The following is a 17,998-nucleotide window of genomic DNA, read 5'->3' on the forward strand; positions in this document are numbered from 1 at the left end:
TGTAATGATTTGCGATATGTACACTGAGTACAAAAAACCTTTACTCCTTCTGATTCCTCCTCCTTTATTTCGACAATTTTTGCGAGCATTTGACATGTTGGACAATGTACCCAAACTTCTGGTTTGAGAAGAGATAAGCTACTTATACCTTTATCAATAAATCGAGACATTAAAAGAATCCAACTTTATTACCTTTCAATTCTTGCGCTAAGCTATAAGCTTGGTGATCAGAGAATTTACTAATAATATCCAAAACCTGCATGATATTTTGATAATGGTTGCTTTGGAAGTTTGCGCCTGAGTGCTGCAAAATAGAAAGTAAACGCTGTTCTTTAAAACTTAATGTTTTATGAGGCATTGTTAGTGGAACAAAAGCATCCAAAATAGTTTGCAAACTTTGATGCGCAATAATTTCTAAGCCAGATTTTTGTGGATGTTCAAAAATACGGTCGCGTGCAAGGTTTTTTGCCGTTTGAATGCCTGCTTCAATATCTGGTGAGCAATATTGTAAAAGACTGCCTTTGAGTTGACCTGTAATAATCTCATAATGATGCTTTGCAAAAGCAGTCGTTACTTCGTCAACTAAGCGTTTCATGACTCGCCCACGCAAAGCGGCAATTTTTTGTTGCCAAGTGGTATGTGGTAAATGCAGTTCTTCTGGGCGACCAAAATCGGCGATTAAATTCAGAAAGATAGGTTCAACTTCATCATAATCCAACATATTAAGAATAATGCCATCTTCTAAATCAATCAGTGCATAACAAATATCATCAGCAGCTTCTAATAAGTAGGTCAATGGATGACGACAATAATGATAGTCACCGAGTTGAATCAAACCGAGTTGTTCCGCAAGCTGTTTTAAGATTTCTTTTTCGGATTGATAACAACCGAATTTTGCCCGTTGATGTGAAGGTGTGTCACCTTGTTCATTAATGGTTTTGGATAGCCACGGATATTTGAGATAAGCACCTAGTGTGGCGCAGGTGAGGCGCATACCACCATCATCAGGATGATAGTCAATACGGCTGAGTAAGCGTAGCCCTTGAGCATTGCCTTCAAACTGTCTTACATCAGCTTCTTCTTCTGGAGTGAGTTTGGTCAGAAAGTCTCGATGTGAGGCGTCATCAAACCATTCACGAATGGCATATTCACCTGCATGACCAAAAGGGGGATTTCCAATGTCATGAGCTAAACATGCTGCTTGAATAATTGCACCGACATCGGCAGGGGAAATCCACATCGGTAATTCATCTTTGATTTTTTCTGCAGCTAGCATACCGAGTGAACGACCAATACAAGAGACTTCAAGTGAATGAGTCAGACGTGTATGAATCCCATCATGTTGAGTCAGAGGGTGAACCTGTGTTTTTCTATTCAGTTGACGAAAACTTTGGGAAAATATAATTCTGTCGTAGTCTTTGTGGAATGGGCTTCGAGCCAACTCATTGCTGCTTTTTTTACTACCTAAACGAATTGCAGATAGCAATTCCAACCAACGCATTTGTTCCATTTATCATTATTCACTATGAATTCAGTTTCATCATGCCAAAAAAAACATGAAAGCACTAGCGTAGCGCGACATAGATTGTCTTGTTGATACAAAACTAAATCAGAATAATCACTAAAATAATCGGTCAACTATTTAAAAAACTGAAATGTGATTTGTTCTGCAAAATAAAAGAATTGTTACGAATAAAGTAAAATAGATCAGGCGAGACAGAAATAGGGCATTCATCGTCGAAAACTCTGATTTTTAAGTTGGATATGGCTAGCTGAAAAGAGGCTTTCACAGTAGAATATGCGCTCTTTCATAAGTCACATTGCGGTGGGTCTGTTCGATCTGCCCGTGGAGCCAAAGTCAACATGTTTATCGTGGCCGGTGCATCAGCACATTCTTCTTTTAAGAAAGCTCAACTCTTAAACCGTTTAGCGTCAATGAGTTCTGTTCAATCTTTTGACAGCCAGTGGGTTTATTTGTTTGATCAAGCGCTCAACGAGCAGCAACATCAATCGGCATTACAACTTTTAAACGATGGTCAATCTTTCGAACTTCGCCAAGCTGCAAGTGATGAAATCCAAATTTTAGTAACTCCACGTGTTGGCACAATCTCTCCGTGGTCGTCTAAAGCAACTGATATTTTCCAAAACTGTAATACACCAGTGCACCGTTTAGAACGTGGTCTTTTATTTACGTTAAAAGGTGTCACTGAAATTACGAATGAAGTTAAACAAGTACTTCATGACCGTATGACAGAAACAGTTTTTGCTCAAATTGAAGAGGCAAAAGCTTTATTCTCAGAAACTGCGCCGAAGCCACTCAACTCAATTGATATTTTGGGGCAAGGCAAAGAAGCATTAGTTAAAGCGAATAATGAGTTTGGTTTTGCTTTATCTGAGCAAGAAATTGATTACTTAACCGAAGCATTTACTAAGCTTGGCCGTAATCCAAACGACATCGAATTGATGATGTTTGCACAAGCAAACTCTGAACACTGTCGTCATAAAATCTTTGGTTCTGAATGGACAATTGATGGTGAAAAACAACCATTATCATTGTTCCAAATGATTAAAAATACCTATAAAGAATCTCCAACAGATGTGTTATCAGCATATAAAGATAACGCGTCTGTGATCGTGGGTTATGACACGATGCGTTTTTATCCAAAAGCGGATGAAAATGGTCACTTCGTTTATAAATATAAGAGCCAAGCTGCTCATATTTTAATGAAGGTTGAAACACACAACCACCCAACTGCAATTGCTCCATTTGCAGGTGCTGCAACAGGTTCGGGCGGTGAAATCCGTGATGAAGGTGCAACAGGTCGAGGTGGTAAACCAAAAGCTGGTCTAACAGGCTTTACGGTTTCTAACTTAAATATTCCGGGTTTCGAACAGCCTTGGGAAGATAACTACGGTAAACCTTCACGTATGGCATCGCCATTACAGATCATGATCGAAGGTCCTTTAGGTGGTGCTGCGTTTAACAACGAATTCGGTCGTCCTGCATTAAATGGTTATTTCCGTACTTTCGAACAAAATGTAAATGGTGAAGTGAAAGGCTTCCATAAGCCAATCATGATTGCAGGTGGTTACGGTAATATCCGTCCTGACCATGTTGAAAAAGATGCGATCCAACCGGGTGACTTGCTCATTGTATTGGGTGGCCCTGCAATGTTAATCGGTCTTGGCGGTGGTGCAGCATCTTCTGTAGATAGCGGTACCATGGGCGAGAGCTTGGACTTTGCTTCTGTTCAACGTGAAAATCCAGAAATGGAGCGCCGTTGCCAAGAAGTGATTGATACGTGCTGGCGCTTAGAAGACTTTAACCCGATCGTGTCTGTACATGACGTAGGTGCGGGTGGTCTATCAAATGCGATGCCTGAACTAGTGAATGATCACGAGTTAGGTGCGGTATTGAACCTTCGTAAGATTCCATCTTTAGAGCCAGGTATGAGCCCGATGGAAATCTGGTCAAATGAAGCGCAAGAACGTTATGTGTTAGCGATTCGTCCAGAATCTTTAGAACAGTTTGAAGAAATTTGTGCTCGTGAGCGTTGTCCCTTTGCAGTACTTGGTGAAGCGACTGAAGCACGTCATTTGACGGTTGAAGATCCATTATTTGAAAACAATGCAGTCGACATCCCAATGCAAGTGATGTTGGGTGGCACACCACGTATGCAACGTTCTTATGAAACGATTGAACGTCAAGGCAATGACTTTGATGCGTCAAAAATTGATTTGAAAGATGCGATTTTCCGCGTATTGAAAAATCCAACAGTTGCGTCTAAATCATTCCTGATCACGATTGGTGACCGTTCAATTACCGGTATGGTTGCACGTGATCAAATGGTTGGCCGTTGGCAGGTTCCTGTTGCAGATGCAGCAGTAACCACCACCAGCTTGCAAGGCTTCACAGGTGAAGCAATGGCGATGGGTGAACGTCCACCAGTTGCTTTGTTAAATCCTGCTGCATCTGCACGTTTAGCAGTTGCGGAAGCAATTACCAATATTGCGTGTGCCAACATCGAACAAATTAGTGATATCAAACTTTCTGCAAACTGGATGGCTGCTGCTGGTCAAAAAGGTGAAGACCAAGCCTTGTTTGAAGGTGTGAAAGCGATTGGTATGGAAATGTGTCCTGCATTAGGCATCGCAATTCCAGTCGGTAAAGATTCACTTTCAATGCGTACTACGTGGAATGATGGTGAAGACAAGGCCGTGACTTCGCCAATGACAGGTGTGATCACAGCATTCGCACCAGTTCTAGATGTTCGTAAAACATTAACGCCTGAATTGAAAAATTTAGCTGATTCAGTATTAGTTCGTATTGATTTGTCTAAAGGCCAGTTCCGCCTAGGTGGTTCAATCCTTGCGCAGGTATATAAAGCCATTGGTTCAGTAACACCTGATGTTGATAGTTTTGATGACTTCAAAGCATTCTTTGCCTTGATTCAAGACTGGAACAATCGTGGTTTGATCAAGGCTTACCATGACATTGGTGATGGTGGTTTATTAGCAACTGTTGCCGAGATGATGTTTGCATCACGCTTAGGTGTAGCATTAGAAAATCAATCAACAGAAAGCTTATTTGCTGAAGAAATTGGTGCAGTACTGCAAATTACTGCTGCTGATTGGGCACAGTTAGAAGTTGAAGTTGCAGCATCAAGTCTGAAAGATGCAATTGCTGTTGTTGGTCGTGTAAATACAACAGATCAATTAGCAGTAAATGGTTTAACTTTGGAACGTACTGAATTACAACAAGCTTGGGCTGAAGTCTCTCATCAAATCCAACGTTTACGTGACAATGCTGAAACAGCGGATCAAGAGTTTGCATTAATCGCAGATAAAAAACATCAAGGTTTAATTGCACAAGCAACTTATGACTTGAATGAACCTGTTGAAGCACCGTTTATTAATACACGTCGTCCAAATATGGCAATCTTGCGTGAGCAAGGGGTCAATGGTCATGTGGAAATGGCGGCTGCATTTGACAAAGTTGGTTTCAATACCATCGACGTACATATGAGTGACTTGCTTGCAGGTCGTGTCAGCTTGAGTGACTTCGAAGGTTTAGTGGCGTGTGGTGGCTTCTCATACGGTGACGTAATGGGTGCAGGCGGTGGCTGGGCGAAATCAGTCTTGTTCAATGCAAAATTGCGTGATCAATTTGAACAATTCTTCCATCGTGAAAATACATTCAGCTTAGGCGTATGTAATGGCTGTCAAATGATGTCTCAACTTGCACCACTGATTCCAGGTGCAGAGCATTGGGGACGTTTCCACCGTAACATGTCAGAAGTTTTTGAAGCGCGTGCAGTAAACGTTCGCGTAGAAAAATCAGTTTCTGTATTGCTTGAAGATATGCAAGGTTCGATTTTACCAATCGCTGTTGCGCATGGTGAAGGTCGTCTGGTTGCAACTGAACAGCAAATTGCTGCGTTAAATGCTGAAAACCAAGTGATCTTACGTTATGTGGATAGCTTGGGTAATCCAACTCAGCACTATCCGTTGAACCCGAATGGTTCACCTGAAGCGATTACAGGTCAAACCTCTAAAGATGGTCGTGCAACCGTAATGATGCCGCATCCAGAGCGTAACTTCCGTGCTTTACAGCATTCTTGGAAGCCTGAAGATTGGGCTGAAGATGGTGCTTGGTTACGTATGTTCCGTAACGCACGTAAATTTATTGGTTAATAAATCAATTCAATAAATGAAAACACCACTTGAAATTTTCAGGTGGTGTTTTTTATTTAGATGTTTATAAGTATAAAGTGTTAACAAAACAGTTAGATTTCATCTATGTACGGTTTTATCTGAGTAGAAGAATGAATATATAACGGATGTTTAGGTTCACCTGTTTTATTTAACTCTAAATAATGTAACTGACCTTTGAGCAAGTCTTTGACAAATGAGGATCTTTGTTTATGGATACCAGCATTTCCCCAACAAGCAATAATATATTTTGATTGTGACGCTAATTGTTTTAAGTATTCATCATTTTTAGCGCCGATAGGATCATCTTGAGCCATCATATCTTGTGGGTTGGTTGCTCGATATGCAAATAAATTCGCCATATAGATACCACCACCACCCCAACTTTGAGCAAAGTTGATACAACGAGTGATTGTTGGATCATCTTGAATATGATCTGCTGTTGATGGATTTAGTCCTATAAATGTGAACATGGGTTTATTTTTATCCCAAACTCTCCAAAGTGAATAGCGATATTTATTGCATTCTGAAATATCTGCACCTTTTTCCATTATGAGTTTTTCCTAAAATTAATAAGTCAATAAAATCATAAGTAAAGCTCAGAAACAACTGACCTTTCGCTAAAGTATTCTTAATGATGGAAATAATCTACTCATGTCCTGAATTACACCTAAAATCTATGAAGCTTACTAATTTTTGATGCAACAGAGATAAGTGATTCTTACATGACAGGATAAAAGTTGAATAGCATGATGCTTTCAGTTATTTTAATAAAACTGGTTCAATTTTTGCTTTCTCAATAATGATCATAAAAATCGGAGAACAACATGATGAAAAACGAAAATTACATGAGGACGATCCATAGCAAAGGAAAAGGCTGGTTTTGGTTTGGTTTAACTTTGGTTCTCCAAATCTTATTCATAAGTTTGAGTTATGTCCTAATCAAGATTTAACTTTGATTCTTAACCTTTTTTAAGGCTATGATTTGAGTACAGCTTAACTTACTCAGTCATTCAACTTATGCTAAAACTTATTTATTACGTACCTGAATCACATCTAGAATCAACCAAACTTGCTGTTTTTGAAGTGGGTGCAGGTGGGATAGGGAATTATGAACAATGTGCTTGGCAAGTGAAAGGCATCGGGCAATTTAAGCCTGTGAAAGGTGCAAATCCCTTTATTGGTCAGGTAAATGAATTAGAAAAACTCGAAGAATGGCGTGTTGAAACGATTGTGCCTGAAGAAAAAGCCAGTGCTGTGGCAAAGGCATTACAGGCAAGCCATCCTTATGAAGAGCCTGCCTTTGAGTTTATCCAAATATTAGCTTTTGATTAATTTATACTTTTTGAATAAATAAATCACGATCAAAACGATATTGAGGGAAGAACACGCCATCTTTGGCACGTTCACCTGCACCAATCACCATCACAGGATGTTGCTGATCATTGAGTTTTAAGATTTTACGTACTAAAGGTTCATCAAAACCTTCCATCATACAACTATCAAAACCATAAGCCCGTAATGCCAATACAAGGTTTTCACAAGCTAAAGCTGTGGTTTTAGTTGCCCATAATTTAGCATCGGCAGGGTTAAATGCAGTCACAGGAAGTTGTTTATCGAGTGTACGGGCTACTTTAAATGCAACTTTTTTGAAGTTACCTAATGCGTTGAGATAACCTGTTTTATAGTTGTAGGGAATAAAGCGGTAATACTTTTGAACCGCTGGTGGTGCTTCGGGGAATGGAAACTCGGTGATATTTAGTTTTGCCATCTCATCAACACGATCTGTTCTAGCGACACATACGATCAATTCGGATGCAGTTTTAGCAGCAAGTTGTCCTAAACATGCTTTAACCAGTTGCTTTTTCTTACTCGGATTTTGCACCACATAGAATGTCCAAGGCTGTAAGTTTGATGAGTTGGGTGCAAGCAGTGCCAAATCTAAACATTCATCTAAAATTTCACTTGGAATCGGTTTATCCGTGAACTTACGTACTGAACGACGGCTTTCAACGACTTTACGGAAATTGGCAACATCAATATCTTGTGGGGCAGGTTCGTAGTAGCGTTTCTTTTCGGTGGTTGCATTTGAAGTGGTCATGAGTTCGATATTTTCCAAAATGTTTATTCTTCTATTGGGATGTATCTGAAAAAACCAACTGATGAGGTGTAGAAGTTACTTTTTTATAAAATATAGAATCATTAAATTTTTAGAATCAAAGCTAATCTAAGTAGAAAAGCAAGTTACTCGATTGGAATAACTTGCTTGTAAAATCAGAATGTAAGGACGATTTAGGCAGGGGCGGTTTCTAGTTTCTGCTCAGGACGTTTGAGTAATGCATAACTAATGCCTGTAATACAGCTCCCCGCTGTAATTGCAGCGAGGTATAGCCACGCATGATTAATTGCATTTGGAATTAGTAAAACAAATACGCCACCATGTGGTGTAACTAGTTCGCAGTGGAATAAGGCAACCAATGCACCTGTAACAGCACCACCTAAAATACAAGCAGGAATCACACGCATCGGATCTTTAGCTGCAAAGGGAATTGCACCTTCCGAAATAAAACATAGACCTAGTACAAAGGCCGCTTTGCCAGCATCTCGTTCACTTTGATTGAATTTATTTTTTGCTAACAAGGTGGCAATCGCCATACCAATGGCTGGAACCATACCGCCAGCCATGGTCGCCGCCATTGGCATATAGGTATTTGTCGTGAGTAGTCCTACGCTAAAGGCATAAGCTGCTTTATTAATTGGACCGCCCAAATCAATACACATCATTGATGCGAGTACAATTCCCATTAAAACAGCATTGGTTGTGCCCATATTGTTGAGGAAATCTTTCATCATTTCAAAGATATGTGCGACTGGCTGTCCAACCACATAGTACATAATTAGACCTACTGATAGTGTGCCTAAAAGCGGAACAATCAGAATAGGTTTCAATGACTCCAAACTGGTTGGCAATTTGATTCTTTTGGCGAGAAATAGGGCAATGTAACCTGCAAGGAAACCTGAAACGATACCACCGAGGAATCCAGCTTCAAGTTGTGTGGCAATTAATCCACCAATCAAACCGGGCGCTAAACCAGGACGGTCAGCAATTGAATAGGCAATATATCCCGACAGCATTGGCACCATTAAGGTAAATGCTGCTGCACCGATTTGCTTTAATATATAAGCTAAGCTTCCTGTTTCTTCTGCTGCATTCAGCCCGAAACAAAGTGATAGCGCAATTAAAAGACCACCTGCCACGACCATAGGCAGCATGAAAGACACACCTGTTAGTAGGTGCTTATAAACGCCAGTTTTTTCTTGGCTTTTATTTTCTGCCGTTTGTTTACTTTGTTTGGATGATTCAAGAACGGTTGCTTCACTGATTGCTTCGGCAAATACTTTATCTGTTTGCTTGAGGGCAAAGCCTGTACTGCAGCGATAAACACGTTTACCTACAAAACGATCGGTATTTACTTCAATATCAGTGGCTAGAATAACAATGTCAGCTGCAGCAATGGCTTCATCTGTGAGGATGTTTTTTGCACCTACAGAGCCTTGTGTTTCAACATCAATCTGATAGCCAAGTTTATTTGCACCTTGTTGCAATGCTTCGGCAGCCATAAACGTATGAGCAACACCCGTTGGGCAAGCGGTAATCGCAACAAAACGTTGCGCTTGCTGTGTGTTGTTCAATTGAGTTTCAGCTTTGAGTTGATCAATCGGTTGTGCATGCGTTAAAGCGTATTCAAAGGCCTGCTGAATATCTTGGTTCGCTTGTTCCAGTGAAATGGTTACAACAGAATAGGCTTTAAATGGGTCAAGTTGAGTCGGTGTTTGACCAATAAAAACAACTTTACTAAATGCAATGTCAGGAATTTGATCTTTTACTGAAATAGTATGACTTTCAAAACCTTGTTGTTTCGCAAGTTGCGCTAATTTTTTTGTCAGAATCAATGCATCAACAGGATTTTGAGGATGATTGATGACCAATAAGATAGAGTTAAGGGTTTGCATCAGATTCACTCAAGATTTTGATCGTGGTGTGTTGTTTTAAATCAGCTAAAAGTTCAGGGGTTGGAACACGAAAGCCCACCTGAGTTACGGCATGACTGGCAATCGCCGTTGCTGTTGCTAGGATATCGTCTGTCGGTAACTGACATGCTAGTCCATGAATCATGCCTGCCAAAAGAGAATCTCCAGCACCTACTGTACTTTTCACATGTACTTGAGGGGGGTGTGCAGCATAAGCTTTGTTTTGATGAAGCCAATGTACGCCATGTTCACCCATTGAAATGACGATATGTTCAATTTGAGAATTGAGTGATTTAAATAATTGTTGTTGATCGTCAAGGCTTTCAGCTAGCACGCCAAAACTTTCTTGTAATTCATCGGTATTGGGTTTGATCATCCACGGATTCATAGCGATCGCTGCAGTTAAAGCCTTGCCACTCGTGTCTACAGCAACAGGTTTGTTTTGTAGGTGTAGAATTTGAATGAGCTGTTTTAAATCATCCACGCCAAAGCCCAACGGTAGGCTACCCGCAATCACCACATAATCTACAGAGTCACTACATTGTTGAATGCGTTTGAACAATGCTTGTTTATCTTCAGTAGACACCTGAAAGCCTTGACCATTAATGTCGGTCATTCGTCCAGACTGTTCAGCAATTTTAATGTTTTGGCGGGTTTCACCTTCGATATAAATAAATTGGTCATCAAACTGCATAGTTTGAAAATGCTGTTTAAAGAGCGTTTGATTTTTTGTACCTAAAAAACCAGACACAATTAACTCATGCCCTAAATCATGTAGCACTTGAGCAACATTGAGCCCTTTACCTGCGGCGTGGTATTGAATGTTCTGCTGACGATTGACTTCTCCAATACGTAACTGTTCAAGTTCGATGGTGGCATCAATGGCAGGGTTAAGGGTAATGGTTAAAATTTTAGCCATGTGTTTGCTCCACGAATGATCGAACGGCAGGCGCACTTTCACATTTGAGTGCTTGTTGGGCAAGTTGTTGGCAGTCAGCAAAATTAAGCTGACGAATTTGTGCTTTCACTAAAGGAATACTGGACGCTGACATACTGAGTTCATCCACACCCAAACCCAGTAAAACAGGCACAGCTTTTGGATCAGCTGCAAGTTCACCACAGACACCGACCCATTTTTGCTGTGCGTGAGCTGCACGTACAGTTTGATCAATTAACATTAAAATACTTGGGTGGAGCCCATCAGCTTCGCCAGACAAAACTGGATGTCCGCGATCGATTGCTAAGGTGTATTGGGTCAAGTCATTGGTACCAATACTGAAAAAGTCGACTTCTTTTGCAAGCAAGGGCGCGATTAATGCTGCGGATGGAACCTCAATCATAATACCGACTTCGAGATTTGGGCAGGGATGCTTGAGCAAAACCTCATCCAAAATTGCTTTAGCCGCGCGCCATTCTTCAATACGTCCGACCATCGGGAACATGATTCTTAAAGGGCGATCATCTGCAGCACGAACCAAAGCAGTGAGTTGCTGACGTAATAGTTGTGGTTTACGTAAGGTTAAACGGATACCACGCACGCCCAAGAAAGGGTTTTCTTCGGCATCGATTGGTAAGTACGGTAATGGTTTATCACCACCGACATCTAAAGTACGTACCACCAATGGTCGACCAGCCAACGTATCTAATACATGACGGTATTCTTTTTCTTGTACATCTTCATCTGGTGCTTGGCGATACGCCATAAAGACGAGTTCAGTGCGCAATAAACCAATTGCTTCTGCCCCATAGTTTACTGCTTTTTCAGTATCTAAAATTTTGCCGAGATTGGCAGCGACTTCGACTTGGTGCTGATCTAAGGTAATCGCTGGCTCGTGACAATGTTGCTCAGCTTCATAACGACGTTGATGTTGTAACTCACGTTCTTGGATGGCATCGTCAATCTGTGTTTGAGATGGATTGATTTCGAATGCACCCGTATCACCATTAATTAATACCGTTGCATGAGGTGTGATGTTAAGTACAGCATCACTTGCACCCACAATAGCCGGAATTCCCAAAGCACGAGCAACGATCGCACTATGGGCACTTGCACCACCCACAGCAGTCAGAATACCTGCGACACGGTCTTTATTCAGACGCGCGACATCACTTGGCCCAACATCATGCATAATTAAAATGTAGGGCTGCTCAGGTTCTTGAACCGCCACTTCATCGCATAAAACGGCCAAGACTTTATCACCAATATCACGTAGATCGGTGGCACGTTCAGCAAGTAATTGATCCGGTAAAGCAGCTTGGGCTTGAGCTGCTTTTTCAATATATTGATGCCATGCTGCAGGTGCACTTAGGTTTTGATTTAGAGACTGGTGGACTTGCTGAATGAGATCAGGGTCATCCAGCATTTCCAAATGTGCCATAAAGATTTGTTTGATTTCATTGGCTTCAGTTTTGGCTATGAGCTGATGAAGTGTGTTTTTTACACTATGTAGTGCAATTTCTAGTTTTTCCTTTTCTGCTTTTACATTATTTCCAAAACGTTCATATTGGAAACGTTTCGGTTTGATTACATGAGCTGGGCCAAAAGCGAGTCCTGTGGATGCAGGAATACCTGTTGTTGGTGTTGCAATCTCTTCTTCAAACTCAAGAGTATTGGTCTGTTGAGTGCCAATTTTATTTTCAATTGCTTCGACTTCTTCACCTAAACCTTGTTGAACAGCTTGGATAATTTTCGAAAGGCCTTCTACAGCATCTGTATCCGGTTCAGCAATGAAAGTAAGTGTTTGCCCATATTTGCAACCCATTGCGAGTAGTTTAGTTAAGCTTTTTGCAGAGATGAATTGTCCATCATCCACAGCAACGCGAATTTCGCCTTGATAAGTTTTGGTAATATTAACCAGCTGAGTTGCAGGGCGGGCATGTAGTCCATGCGCATTTGCCAACACAATACGTTGTGATGGCCAATCTGGGATCGTTTCTGCGCCAACCAGTTTGGCAATTTCTTGACGATTATGCTGATCATTGAGTTGTTGCTGGATTTGTGGTTGGAATAATAAATCGAGTAAACGTTGTAATTGTTGGTAATCTAATTGTTCGTGCTGGGCAATACAAATCAAAGTTTGAATTTGTCCGTTTTTAAAATCGATGGTTTGATCAGCTTTGACGATACTCACTGCAGATCGTGAAACATAGTTTTTTGCAGAAATAGACCAAAGTGTATCTTGAATTTGGATGAGATTCTTAGGATCAAGTTGACTGATGAAACCAGCCTCAACTAATTTTTGTTGTTTGAGTAGTTTATTTGCTGACCATAAAAAATCATCAATATCAGTAACTTGAATTTGAGTTTCGATTAGGTTTTCATGTAGGACTAATGTTTCGGGTTGAGCTTGTAAAATCTCAATAATTTGCGCTGCATTTTTAGCGTGTTGGACTTGATCAGAAACATCTTGAGAAAGTGCACGAGTCAGAATTTGCAAAACTTGTAAATGTTCATCAGACTTTGCTGCAATCACAACAGCTAAATAAACTGTGTTTTCACCGTCCCAAACCACACCTTTTGGGAAATGTGCTAAACGAATGCCCGTTTCTAAAATAAATTCACGGGATTGCGGAGTGCCGTGAGGGATTGCAATCCCTTGACCCAAATAGGTTGCACTTTCAGCTTCACGTGCATGTAATCCAGATAAGTAATCTGCTTTGACTAATTGATCTTGAACCAAAATATTGGCTAAACATTCGAGAGCTTCTGCCTTATCCTTAGCAGATTGATTCATATGTACATGTTGTGGCTCAAGTACAAACATAAAACATCCTTTAATGATGAAAATAATAATCTCTGTTAAGTCTATACTTCGATATAACAGCAGAGATATTTTTTTAAATTAACCGTATATGTCGCAGGCAATTGCAAACGATCAACAGCACACGTCAAAGATAAAAAAAAGAAGCTAATTTCCATTTCATGTCTCTGACAATCATGGTTTAGCTTCTTAATTTAAACTTTAACAGATGCTCAAAAAGATATCGAGGTGAAAATCTTACAAATTCCTCTGAGGATACATTTTATAAACATCTATGCCGTTTATATTTGTTTAATTAAACTGTGAGAAGTCCGGCTTGCGCTTTTGCATAAAGGCTTGAACTGCTTCTATCATCTCAGGAGAGCGTACGCGTTGCATAAAGATTTCAGCCTCTTCATCAACACATGCAATGATTTCAGCTAAGTCTTTTTTCATCAAAGCCTTACTTTGCTTAATTGATGCCAATGGTAATGCAGCTAACTGTTGAGCCGTTTGTTGAGCCGTTGCATATACATCTTCAACAACGTCATTCACTAGATTTGCTTTCACTGCTGTTGCAGCATCAAATTTCTTGGCAGTAAACAACAACTCAGCAGCTTTTTGATAGCCAGCCTGTTTTACGAGTAAACGACTTGCTGCACCTTCTGGAGAGAGACCAAGGCTGACAAATGGAATTTGGAATAGGGCAGTGCTGTCAGCATATACAAGATCAGCATGGAGTAAGATCGTTACACCAATACCAATCGCAACACCTTTCACTGCAATAATCAGTGGTTTAGAAAAACGAGCCGCAGCTTTTAATAAAACAAATGGTGGTTGATCACCTGCTTTGCCCTCATGTGGCTTTTGAATAAAGCCCATGAAGTCTTTCATGTCATTTCCCGCAGTAAAGTCTTGTTCTGCTCCACGGAAAATAACCACACGAACTTCTTTACTTGCATCTGCCTCATCTAAAGCTTTTGCAATCCATAGATAAAGTTCGCCGTAAAGTGCATTCTTGGCTTCTGAACGGTTAATGGCTAAGGTGAGTACGCCATCTTCTAAATTTGCTTGCAAATGTTGATGAGGTTGTTGAATACAGCTAAGTGTCATCGTACTATCCTTGCTTTAATCCAGATTGATTTTTAAAGTGGTCTCATTATGTCGCATATTTATTTTTATAGTGCAACTGATGAGTTCACAAAAAGTGAAATTAAGCCTATGTACACATTTGACTATCTCGTTTTTATTGGACGTTTCCAGCCTTTTCATTTGGCACATATGCTGACCATTGAAATTGCACTGAGACAGAGTCAGCATGTGGTACTTGCTTTAGGCTCAGCACAACCAGAACGAAATACCAAGAATCCATTTTTGGCTACGGAACGCGAGCAGATGATTCTTTCTAATTTTTCTGAGGAAGATCAAAAACGTATTCATTTTGTGCATGTTATTGATGTTTATAATGATGAAAAATGGGTAAAACAAGTCAAACAACTCGTAAATCAGGTTGTTCCTGCGCATTCCAATGTTGGCTTAATTGGTCACTTTAAAGATGAATCATCTTATTATTTAAAATTATTTCCAGAGTGGACAATGGTTGAACTTGAGAGTTTGAAAGCCTCAATGTCAGCAACACCGATGCGTGAAGCTTATTATCGCGGCGAAATCAAAACTCAAGCTTTTCCAAAAGGCAGTATTCAATTTTTAGAGAACTTTCAAAAAACGCCTATTTATGCAGCGTTACAACAAAAGTTTTTGGCAGGTGACACGAGTAATTTAGACCTTACGGAATAAAGTGAGTTGATGAACCTTTAAAGAACGTCTGTTTTTAAATGTGTTATTAAAAAATCAATGAAGGTACGAATATGTGCTGATGCATATTTTTGTGAGGGGTAAACTAAAGAAAATGGACGGCTTGCTCCAGCAAATGGATGCAACAGTTCTACGAATTGTCCATTTTGAATGTCTTGCGCAACGATAAACCGATAGGTTTGTAATAATCCTGCACCATGTTTCGCAAGCGTAACTGTCCCTAAGATGTCATCTAGACAATGTAATGATCCTTTGGTGGTATATTCATGGATCTGATTGTTGACTTTAAACAGCCAAGGAACACTTTTCCCCGTGCTGGGTAAGATGAATTGCAAGCATTCGTGTTGATCTAATGCTGCGATATCTGTTGGTATCGTATGCGAATGAAGATAGCTTGCTGCAGCAACCACAACTAATTCAGCATGTTCTAAGGTACGAACGATTAGATTGGAGTCTTTGAAGTATCTGCCACGAATTGCTAAGTCAAAACCCTCCGCAATAAAGTCGACATTTTTATTGGTTAATTGAAGATCAATCTGAATGTTTGGGTATGTTTGTTTAAAAATTGGAATTAGCGGTAATACTCGATAATGTCCATAAGGAGTAGGGAGGCTGATGCGAATTCGACCATTGAGTTGCTGACTTTGATTTCTTAATAATTGTTCTGCTTCAATAATTTGTGTTAAGCCTTGTTGACATTGTTGAAAGTAAATTTCACCTGCATGGGTCAAGCGAACTTGACGTGTACTTCGAACAAATAATTGCGTATTGAGACGTTGCTCTAGACGCGCAATAGAGCGGCTGACAGCAGCTGGTGTCAGGCCAGCAATTTTGGCTGCTTGAGTAAAACTTTTATGCTCAGCGACAGCACAGAATAATTCAACACTACTCAACATCACATTTTTTAGTTGTTGTGTCATTTATTACACCATGTAAAAAATGATTTGATCTAAAGGCTATTTAATCACATTGATGTAAATAATACGATGAACAATAACCCTAGCCAGTTTATTTCAACCGATAATTTCTAAATGAGGAAATAGCGATGCCTTATATTTTGATTCAAGTCACTAAAGAAGGTGTGACAACAGCACAGAAACAACAATTGATTCGTGGTGCAACCGATTTGCTGGTCAATGTACTGGATAAAGAGCCAGCCACGACCTTTGTCGTGATTGATGAGGTTGAAACTGATAATTGGGGAGTAGCAGGTGAATCTGTATCTGTGATACGCCAAAAGTACTTACAAAGTTTGGATCAATAAAATGAAGAAACATGCAATATTTGATATTCAGCAGCAAATAGAAAAATATTTTGATGCTTTATATTTCTGTGATCTGGCGCTTTTAAAACAAGTTTTTCATGCTGATGCGATTTATATGAATGTAACTGAACAGCCCATATTACGATTGAATATGGCTGAGTATTTTTCGATTATTGAAAGCAGAAATTCTCCTGCTTCAAAAAAACAGATTAGACAAGATAAGGTGATTTCTATTGATTTAATCCATGATCAGTTAGCAATCGTACATGTTGAATGCGTGATTGAGCCTAAGTATTTTTATGATGCACTCACATTTACCTTAGATCATGATCAGTGGAAAATTATCAGCAAAGTTTTTAGTTATCAATTGCTTGATTAGATCAGCAGTCTAGGCATCTTCCCAAAAAATCAGCCGATTAGAGAATGGATCTGTAATGCTTAACTCAAGAGTTTCCCAATCTGTTTTTTCGACTTGTGGTTTTGCATACTTATAATTTTTTTGAATTAGCTCTGTGTGCAGGGCATCTAGATTTTCCCAGTAAATGCGGATTGCACTATGTGGACTAGCATCACCAAAGTGTTCAGATAGGTGAATAATGCAGTCACCTTTTGAGATCTGTAGATATAAAGGAAAATTATCTGCAAATTTGTGCTGCCAGTCGATATGGAAACCGAGATATTCCATATAAAAAGTGTGAGCTACATCAATATCAAAAATACGTAAAATAGGAGTAATCGATCCAGAGTACATAATTAACCTTCTAGCGGATGCCAAATTGTTGAGTCCAGTAGTGACGTTGTTGAGGTGATTGATCAGGAGTACAAGCGATCGCGTAATCTGTAAATTTTGGCTGCATCATATTGCTGCAATGTGCTGGGCTTTTAAGCCATGATGCTAGAACCTCTTCAAGATTTTTCTGTCCACGGGCGACATTTTCGGCACCACCGCGACTGTTAAATTGGGATTGCTTTAAGCGAGTTCTTAAATCTTGCCCCGTCGAACTGACATGACCTAGAAAGTTGTGTGTTGACATGTCTTTGGAGTGCGTTAAGGCTGTTTTATATAAATGTTGATTCCAAGCTAATGGCTTTGCAGCAGCATAATGTTGTTGTCCGCATTGGCGAGATTGACTGCGTAGCTGGTTGATCGCATTCATGATTGCCTGTTGATAGGCTGGATTTGATAGATCCTGACAAGTGATATTTATACTTGCTTTGGGTGTTTGTGTTACAGGTGTTTGGCTAATTTGATTGTTTGGCAGATGAGGTGTGCCAGAGTTGCTACAAGCTGAGATTACAATCCCAAATGGTATCAATATAGATGGCTTAGAAATATTCATGTGATTGCTTAGACTTTAATTATTATGATTTTTTAATAATACTTTATGGCATTAAGATTGAATATGCTTCTTTATGTAAAAAGCGGGATTTAACC

At 39.9% G+C, this 17,998-nt stretch carries 16 protein-coding genes; 6 read left to right on the plus strand and 10 right to left on the minus strand.

All coding sequences use genetic code 11. The features are described from left to right. Window positions 1–169 precede the first annotated feature (169 nt). Window positions 170–1,510 (minus strand): deoxyguanosinetriphosphate triphosphohydrolase, encoded by a 1,341-nt coding sequence (locus HMPREF0023_RS08050; RefSeq protein ID WP_005084516.1) that lies wholly within the window; start codon window positions 1,508–1,510, stop codon window positions 170–172. 353 nt (window positions 1,511–1,863) lie between these two features. On the opposite strand from HMPREF0023_RS08050, the gene purL reads away from it, so the two are divergent. After that, window positions 1,864–5,694: a phosphoribosylformylglycinamidine synthase gene (purL, locus tag HMPREF0023_RS08055; RefSeq protein ID WP_008941769.1), complete on the plus strand. Its 3,831-nt coding sequence runs from the start codon at window positions 1,864–1,866 to the stop codon at window positions 5,692–5,694. 92 nt (window positions 5,695–5,786) lie between these two features. Here the strand turns inward: purL and HMPREF0023_RS08060 are convergent, their stop codons facing one another. Beyond that, window positions 5,787–6,263, minus strand: a complete 477-nt coding sequence (locus HMPREF0023_RS08060) for a DUF1643 domain-containing protein (RefSeq protein ID WP_008941770.1) — start codon at window positions 6,261–6,263, stop codon at window positions 5,787–5,789. Window positions 6,264–6,539: 276 nt separating this feature from the next. Between HMPREF0023_RS08060 and HMPREF0023_RS17015 the strand changes: the two genes are divergently transcribed. Both HMPREF0023_RS17015 and HMPREF0023_RS08065 read left to right on the plus strand, forming a co-directional pair. Continuing rightward, complete coding sequence (locus HMPREF0023_RS17015; RefSeq protein WP_252100560.1) at window positions 6,540–6,665, plus strand: KGW motif small protein; 126 nt, start codon at window positions 6,540–6,542, stop codon at window positions 6,663–6,665. A gap of 67 nt (window positions 6,666–6,732) precedes the next feature. After that, complete coding sequence (locus HMPREF0023_RS08065) at window positions 6,733–7,047, plus strand: NIF3 1 (RefSeq protein ID WP_008941771.1); 315 nt, start codon at window positions 6,733–6,735, stop codon at window positions 7,045–7,047. Window position 7,048: 1 nt separating this feature from the next. Here the strand turns inward: HMPREF0023_RS08065 and HMPREF0023_RS08070 are convergent, their stop codons facing one another. From HMPREF0023_RS08070 to HMPREF0023_RS08090, 5 genes are all read right to left on the minus strand, one after another. Further along, window positions 7,049–7,813, minus strand: coding sequence for a nitroreductase family protein (locus tag HMPREF0023_RS08070; RefSeq protein WP_008941772.1), 765 nt, complete (start codon window positions 7,811–7,813; stop codon window positions 7,049–7,051). 191 nt (window positions 7,814–8,004) lie between these two features. Next, the gene (locus HMPREF0023_RS08075; protein WP_008941773.1) at window positions 8,005–9,726 is read right to left on the minus strand and encodes a fructose-specific PTS transporter subunit EIIC; all 1,722 of its coding nucleotides are present in this window, start codon (window positions 9,724–9,726) and stop codon (window positions 8,005–8,007) included. Then, window positions 9,713–10,663, minus strand: a complete 951-nt coding sequence (gene pfkB, locus HMPREF0023_RS08080; protein WP_008941774.1) for a 1-phosphofructokinase — start codon at window positions 10,661–10,663, stop codon at window positions 9,713–9,715. Before pfkB ends, HMPREF0023_RS08075 begins: the two co-directional genes overlap by 14 nt. After that, the gene (ptsP, locus tag HMPREF0023_RS08085; protein ID WP_008941775.1) at window positions 10,656–13,508 is read right to left on the minus strand and encodes a phosphoenolpyruvate--protein phosphotransferase; all 2,853 of its coding nucleotides are present in this window, start codon (window positions 13,506–13,508) and stop codon (window positions 10,656–10,658) included. Before ptsP ends, pfkB begins: the two co-directional genes overlap by 8 nt. 288 nt (window positions 13,509–13,796) lie before the next feature. Next, the gene (locus HMPREF0023_RS08090) at window positions 13,797–14,597 is read right to left on the minus strand and encodes an enoyl-CoA hydratase-related protein (protein ID WP_008941776.1); all 801 of its coding nucleotides are present in this window, start codon (window positions 14,595–14,597) and stop codon (window positions 13,797–13,799) included. A gap of 108 nt (window positions 14,598–14,705) precedes the next feature. Between HMPREF0023_RS08090 and HMPREF0023_RS08095 the strand changes: the two genes are divergently transcribed. After that, entirely contained in the window at window positions 14,706–15,281 is a 576-nt protein-coding gene (locus HMPREF0023_RS08095) for a nicotinate-nicotinamide nucleotide adenylyltransferase (protein WP_161401498.1), read from the plus strand. Window positions 15,282–15,298: 17 nt separating this feature from the next. Here HMPREF0023_RS08095 and HMPREF0023_RS08100 read toward each other — a convergent pair whose 3' ends face one another. Beyond that, the gene (locus tag HMPREF0023_RS08100) at window positions 15,299–16,219 is read right to left on the minus strand and encodes a LysR family transcriptional regulator (RefSeq protein ID WP_008941777.1); all 921 of its coding nucleotides are present in this window, start codon (window positions 16,217–16,219) and stop codon (window positions 15,299–15,301) included. A 125-nt stretch (window positions 16,220–16,344) separates the two neighbouring features. Between HMPREF0023_RS08100 and HMPREF0023_RS08105 the strand changes: the two genes are divergently transcribed. Together HMPREF0023_RS08105 and HMPREF0023_RS08110 are read left to right on the plus strand one after the other, a co-directional pair. Further along, complete coding sequence (locus tag HMPREF0023_RS08105) at window positions 16,345–16,563, plus strand: 2-hydroxymuconate tautomerase family protein (RefSeq protein WP_008941778.1); 219 nt, start codon at window positions 16,345–16,347, stop codon at window positions 16,561–16,563. A gap of 1 nt (window position 16,564) precedes the next feature. Further along, a complete protein-coding gene (locus tag HMPREF0023_RS08110) occupies window positions 16,565–16,942 on the plus strand; it encodes a nuclear transport factor 2 family protein (RefSeq protein WP_008941779.1) in 378 nt (125 codons plus the stop codon). Between the two features lie 9 nt (window positions 16,943–16,951). Here the strand turns inward: HMPREF0023_RS08110 and HMPREF0023_RS08115 are convergent, their stop codons facing one another. Then, window positions 16,952–17,314 carry a glyoxalase superfamily protein gene (locus HMPREF0023_RS08115; RefSeq protein ID WP_004640067.1) on the minus strand — a complete coding sequence of 121 codons (363 nt, stop codon included), beginning with the start codon at window positions 17,312–17,314 and terminating at the stop codon, window positions 16,952–16,954. A gap of 10 nt (window positions 17,315–17,324) precedes the next feature. After that, the gene (locus HMPREF0023_RS08120) at window positions 17,325–17,903 is read right to left on the minus strand and encodes a CAP domain-containing protein (RefSeq protein WP_008941780.1); all 579 of its coding nucleotides are present in this window, start codon (window positions 17,901–17,903) and stop codon (window positions 17,325–17,327) included. Window positions 17,904–17,998: the final 95 nt, after the last annotated feature.

This window comes from Acinetobacter sp. ATCC 27244 (assembly GCF_000156555.1).
Lineage (GTDB): Bacteria > Pseudomonadota > Gammaproteobacteria > Pseudomonadales > Moraxellaceae > Acinetobacter > Acinetobacter haemolyticus.

Coding starts and splice junctions, on each gene's coding strand:
- ptsP (WP_008941775.1), bottom strand. CDS start 13,508: ATGTTTGTACTTGAGCCACAACATGTACATATGAATCAATCTGCTAAG.
- purL (WP_008941769.1), top strand. CDS start 1,864: ATGTTTATCGTGGCCGGTGCATCAGCACATTCTTCTTTTAAGAAAGCT.
- HMPREF0023_RS08120 (WP_008941780.1), bottom strand. CDS start 17,903: ATGAATATTTCTAAGCCATCTATATTGATACCATTTGGGATTGTAATC.
- HMPREF0023_RS17015 (WP_252100560.1), top strand. CDS start 6,540: ATGATGAAAAACGAAAATTACATGAGGACGATCCATAGCAAAGGAAAA.
- HMPREF0023_RS08095 (WP_161401498.1), top strand. CDS start 14,706: ATGTACACATTTGACTATCTCGTTTTTATTGGACGTTTCCAGCCTTTT.
- HMPREF0023_RS08115 (WP_004640067.1), bottom strand. CDS start 17,314: ATGTACTCTGGATCGATTACTCCTATTTTACGTATTTTTGATATTGAT.
- HMPREF0023_RS08100 (WP_008941777.1), bottom strand. CDS start 16,219: ATGACACAACAACTAAAAAATGTGATGTTGAGTAGTGTTGAATTATTC.
- HMPREF0023_RS08065 (WP_008941771.1), top strand. CDS start 6,733: ATGCTAAAACTTATTTATTACGTACCTGAATCACATCTAGAATCAACC.
- HMPREF0023_RS08075 (WP_008941773.1), bottom strand. CDS start 9,726: ATGCAAACCCTTAACTCTATCTTATTGGTCATCAATCATCCTCAAAAT.
- pfkB (WP_008941774.1), bottom strand. CDS start 10,663: ATGGCTAAAATTTTAACCATTACCCTTAACCCTGCCATTGATGCCACC.
- HMPREF0023_RS08050 (WP_005084516.1), bottom strand. CDS start 1,510: ATGGAACAAATGCGTTGGTTGGAATTGCTATCTGCAATTCGTTTAGGT.
- HMPREF0023_RS08070 (WP_008941772.1), bottom strand. CDS start 7,813: ATGACCACTTCAAATGCAACCACCGAAAAGAAACGCTACTACGAACCT.
- HMPREF0023_RS08105 (WP_008941778.1), top strand. CDS start 16,345: ATGCCTTATATTTTGATTCAAGTCACTAAAGAAGGTGTGACAACAGCA.
- HMPREF0023_RS08090 (WP_008941776.1), bottom strand. CDS start 14,597: ATGACACTTAGCTGTATTCAACAACCTCATCAACATTTGCAAGCAAAT.
- HMPREF0023_RS08110 (WP_008941779.1), top strand. CDS start 16,565: ATGAAGAAACATGCAATATTTGATATTCAGCAGCAAATAGAAAAATAT.
- HMPREF0023_RS08060 (WP_008941770.1), bottom strand. CDS start 6,263: ATGGAAAAAGGTGCAGATATTTCAGAATGCAATAAATATCGCTATTCA.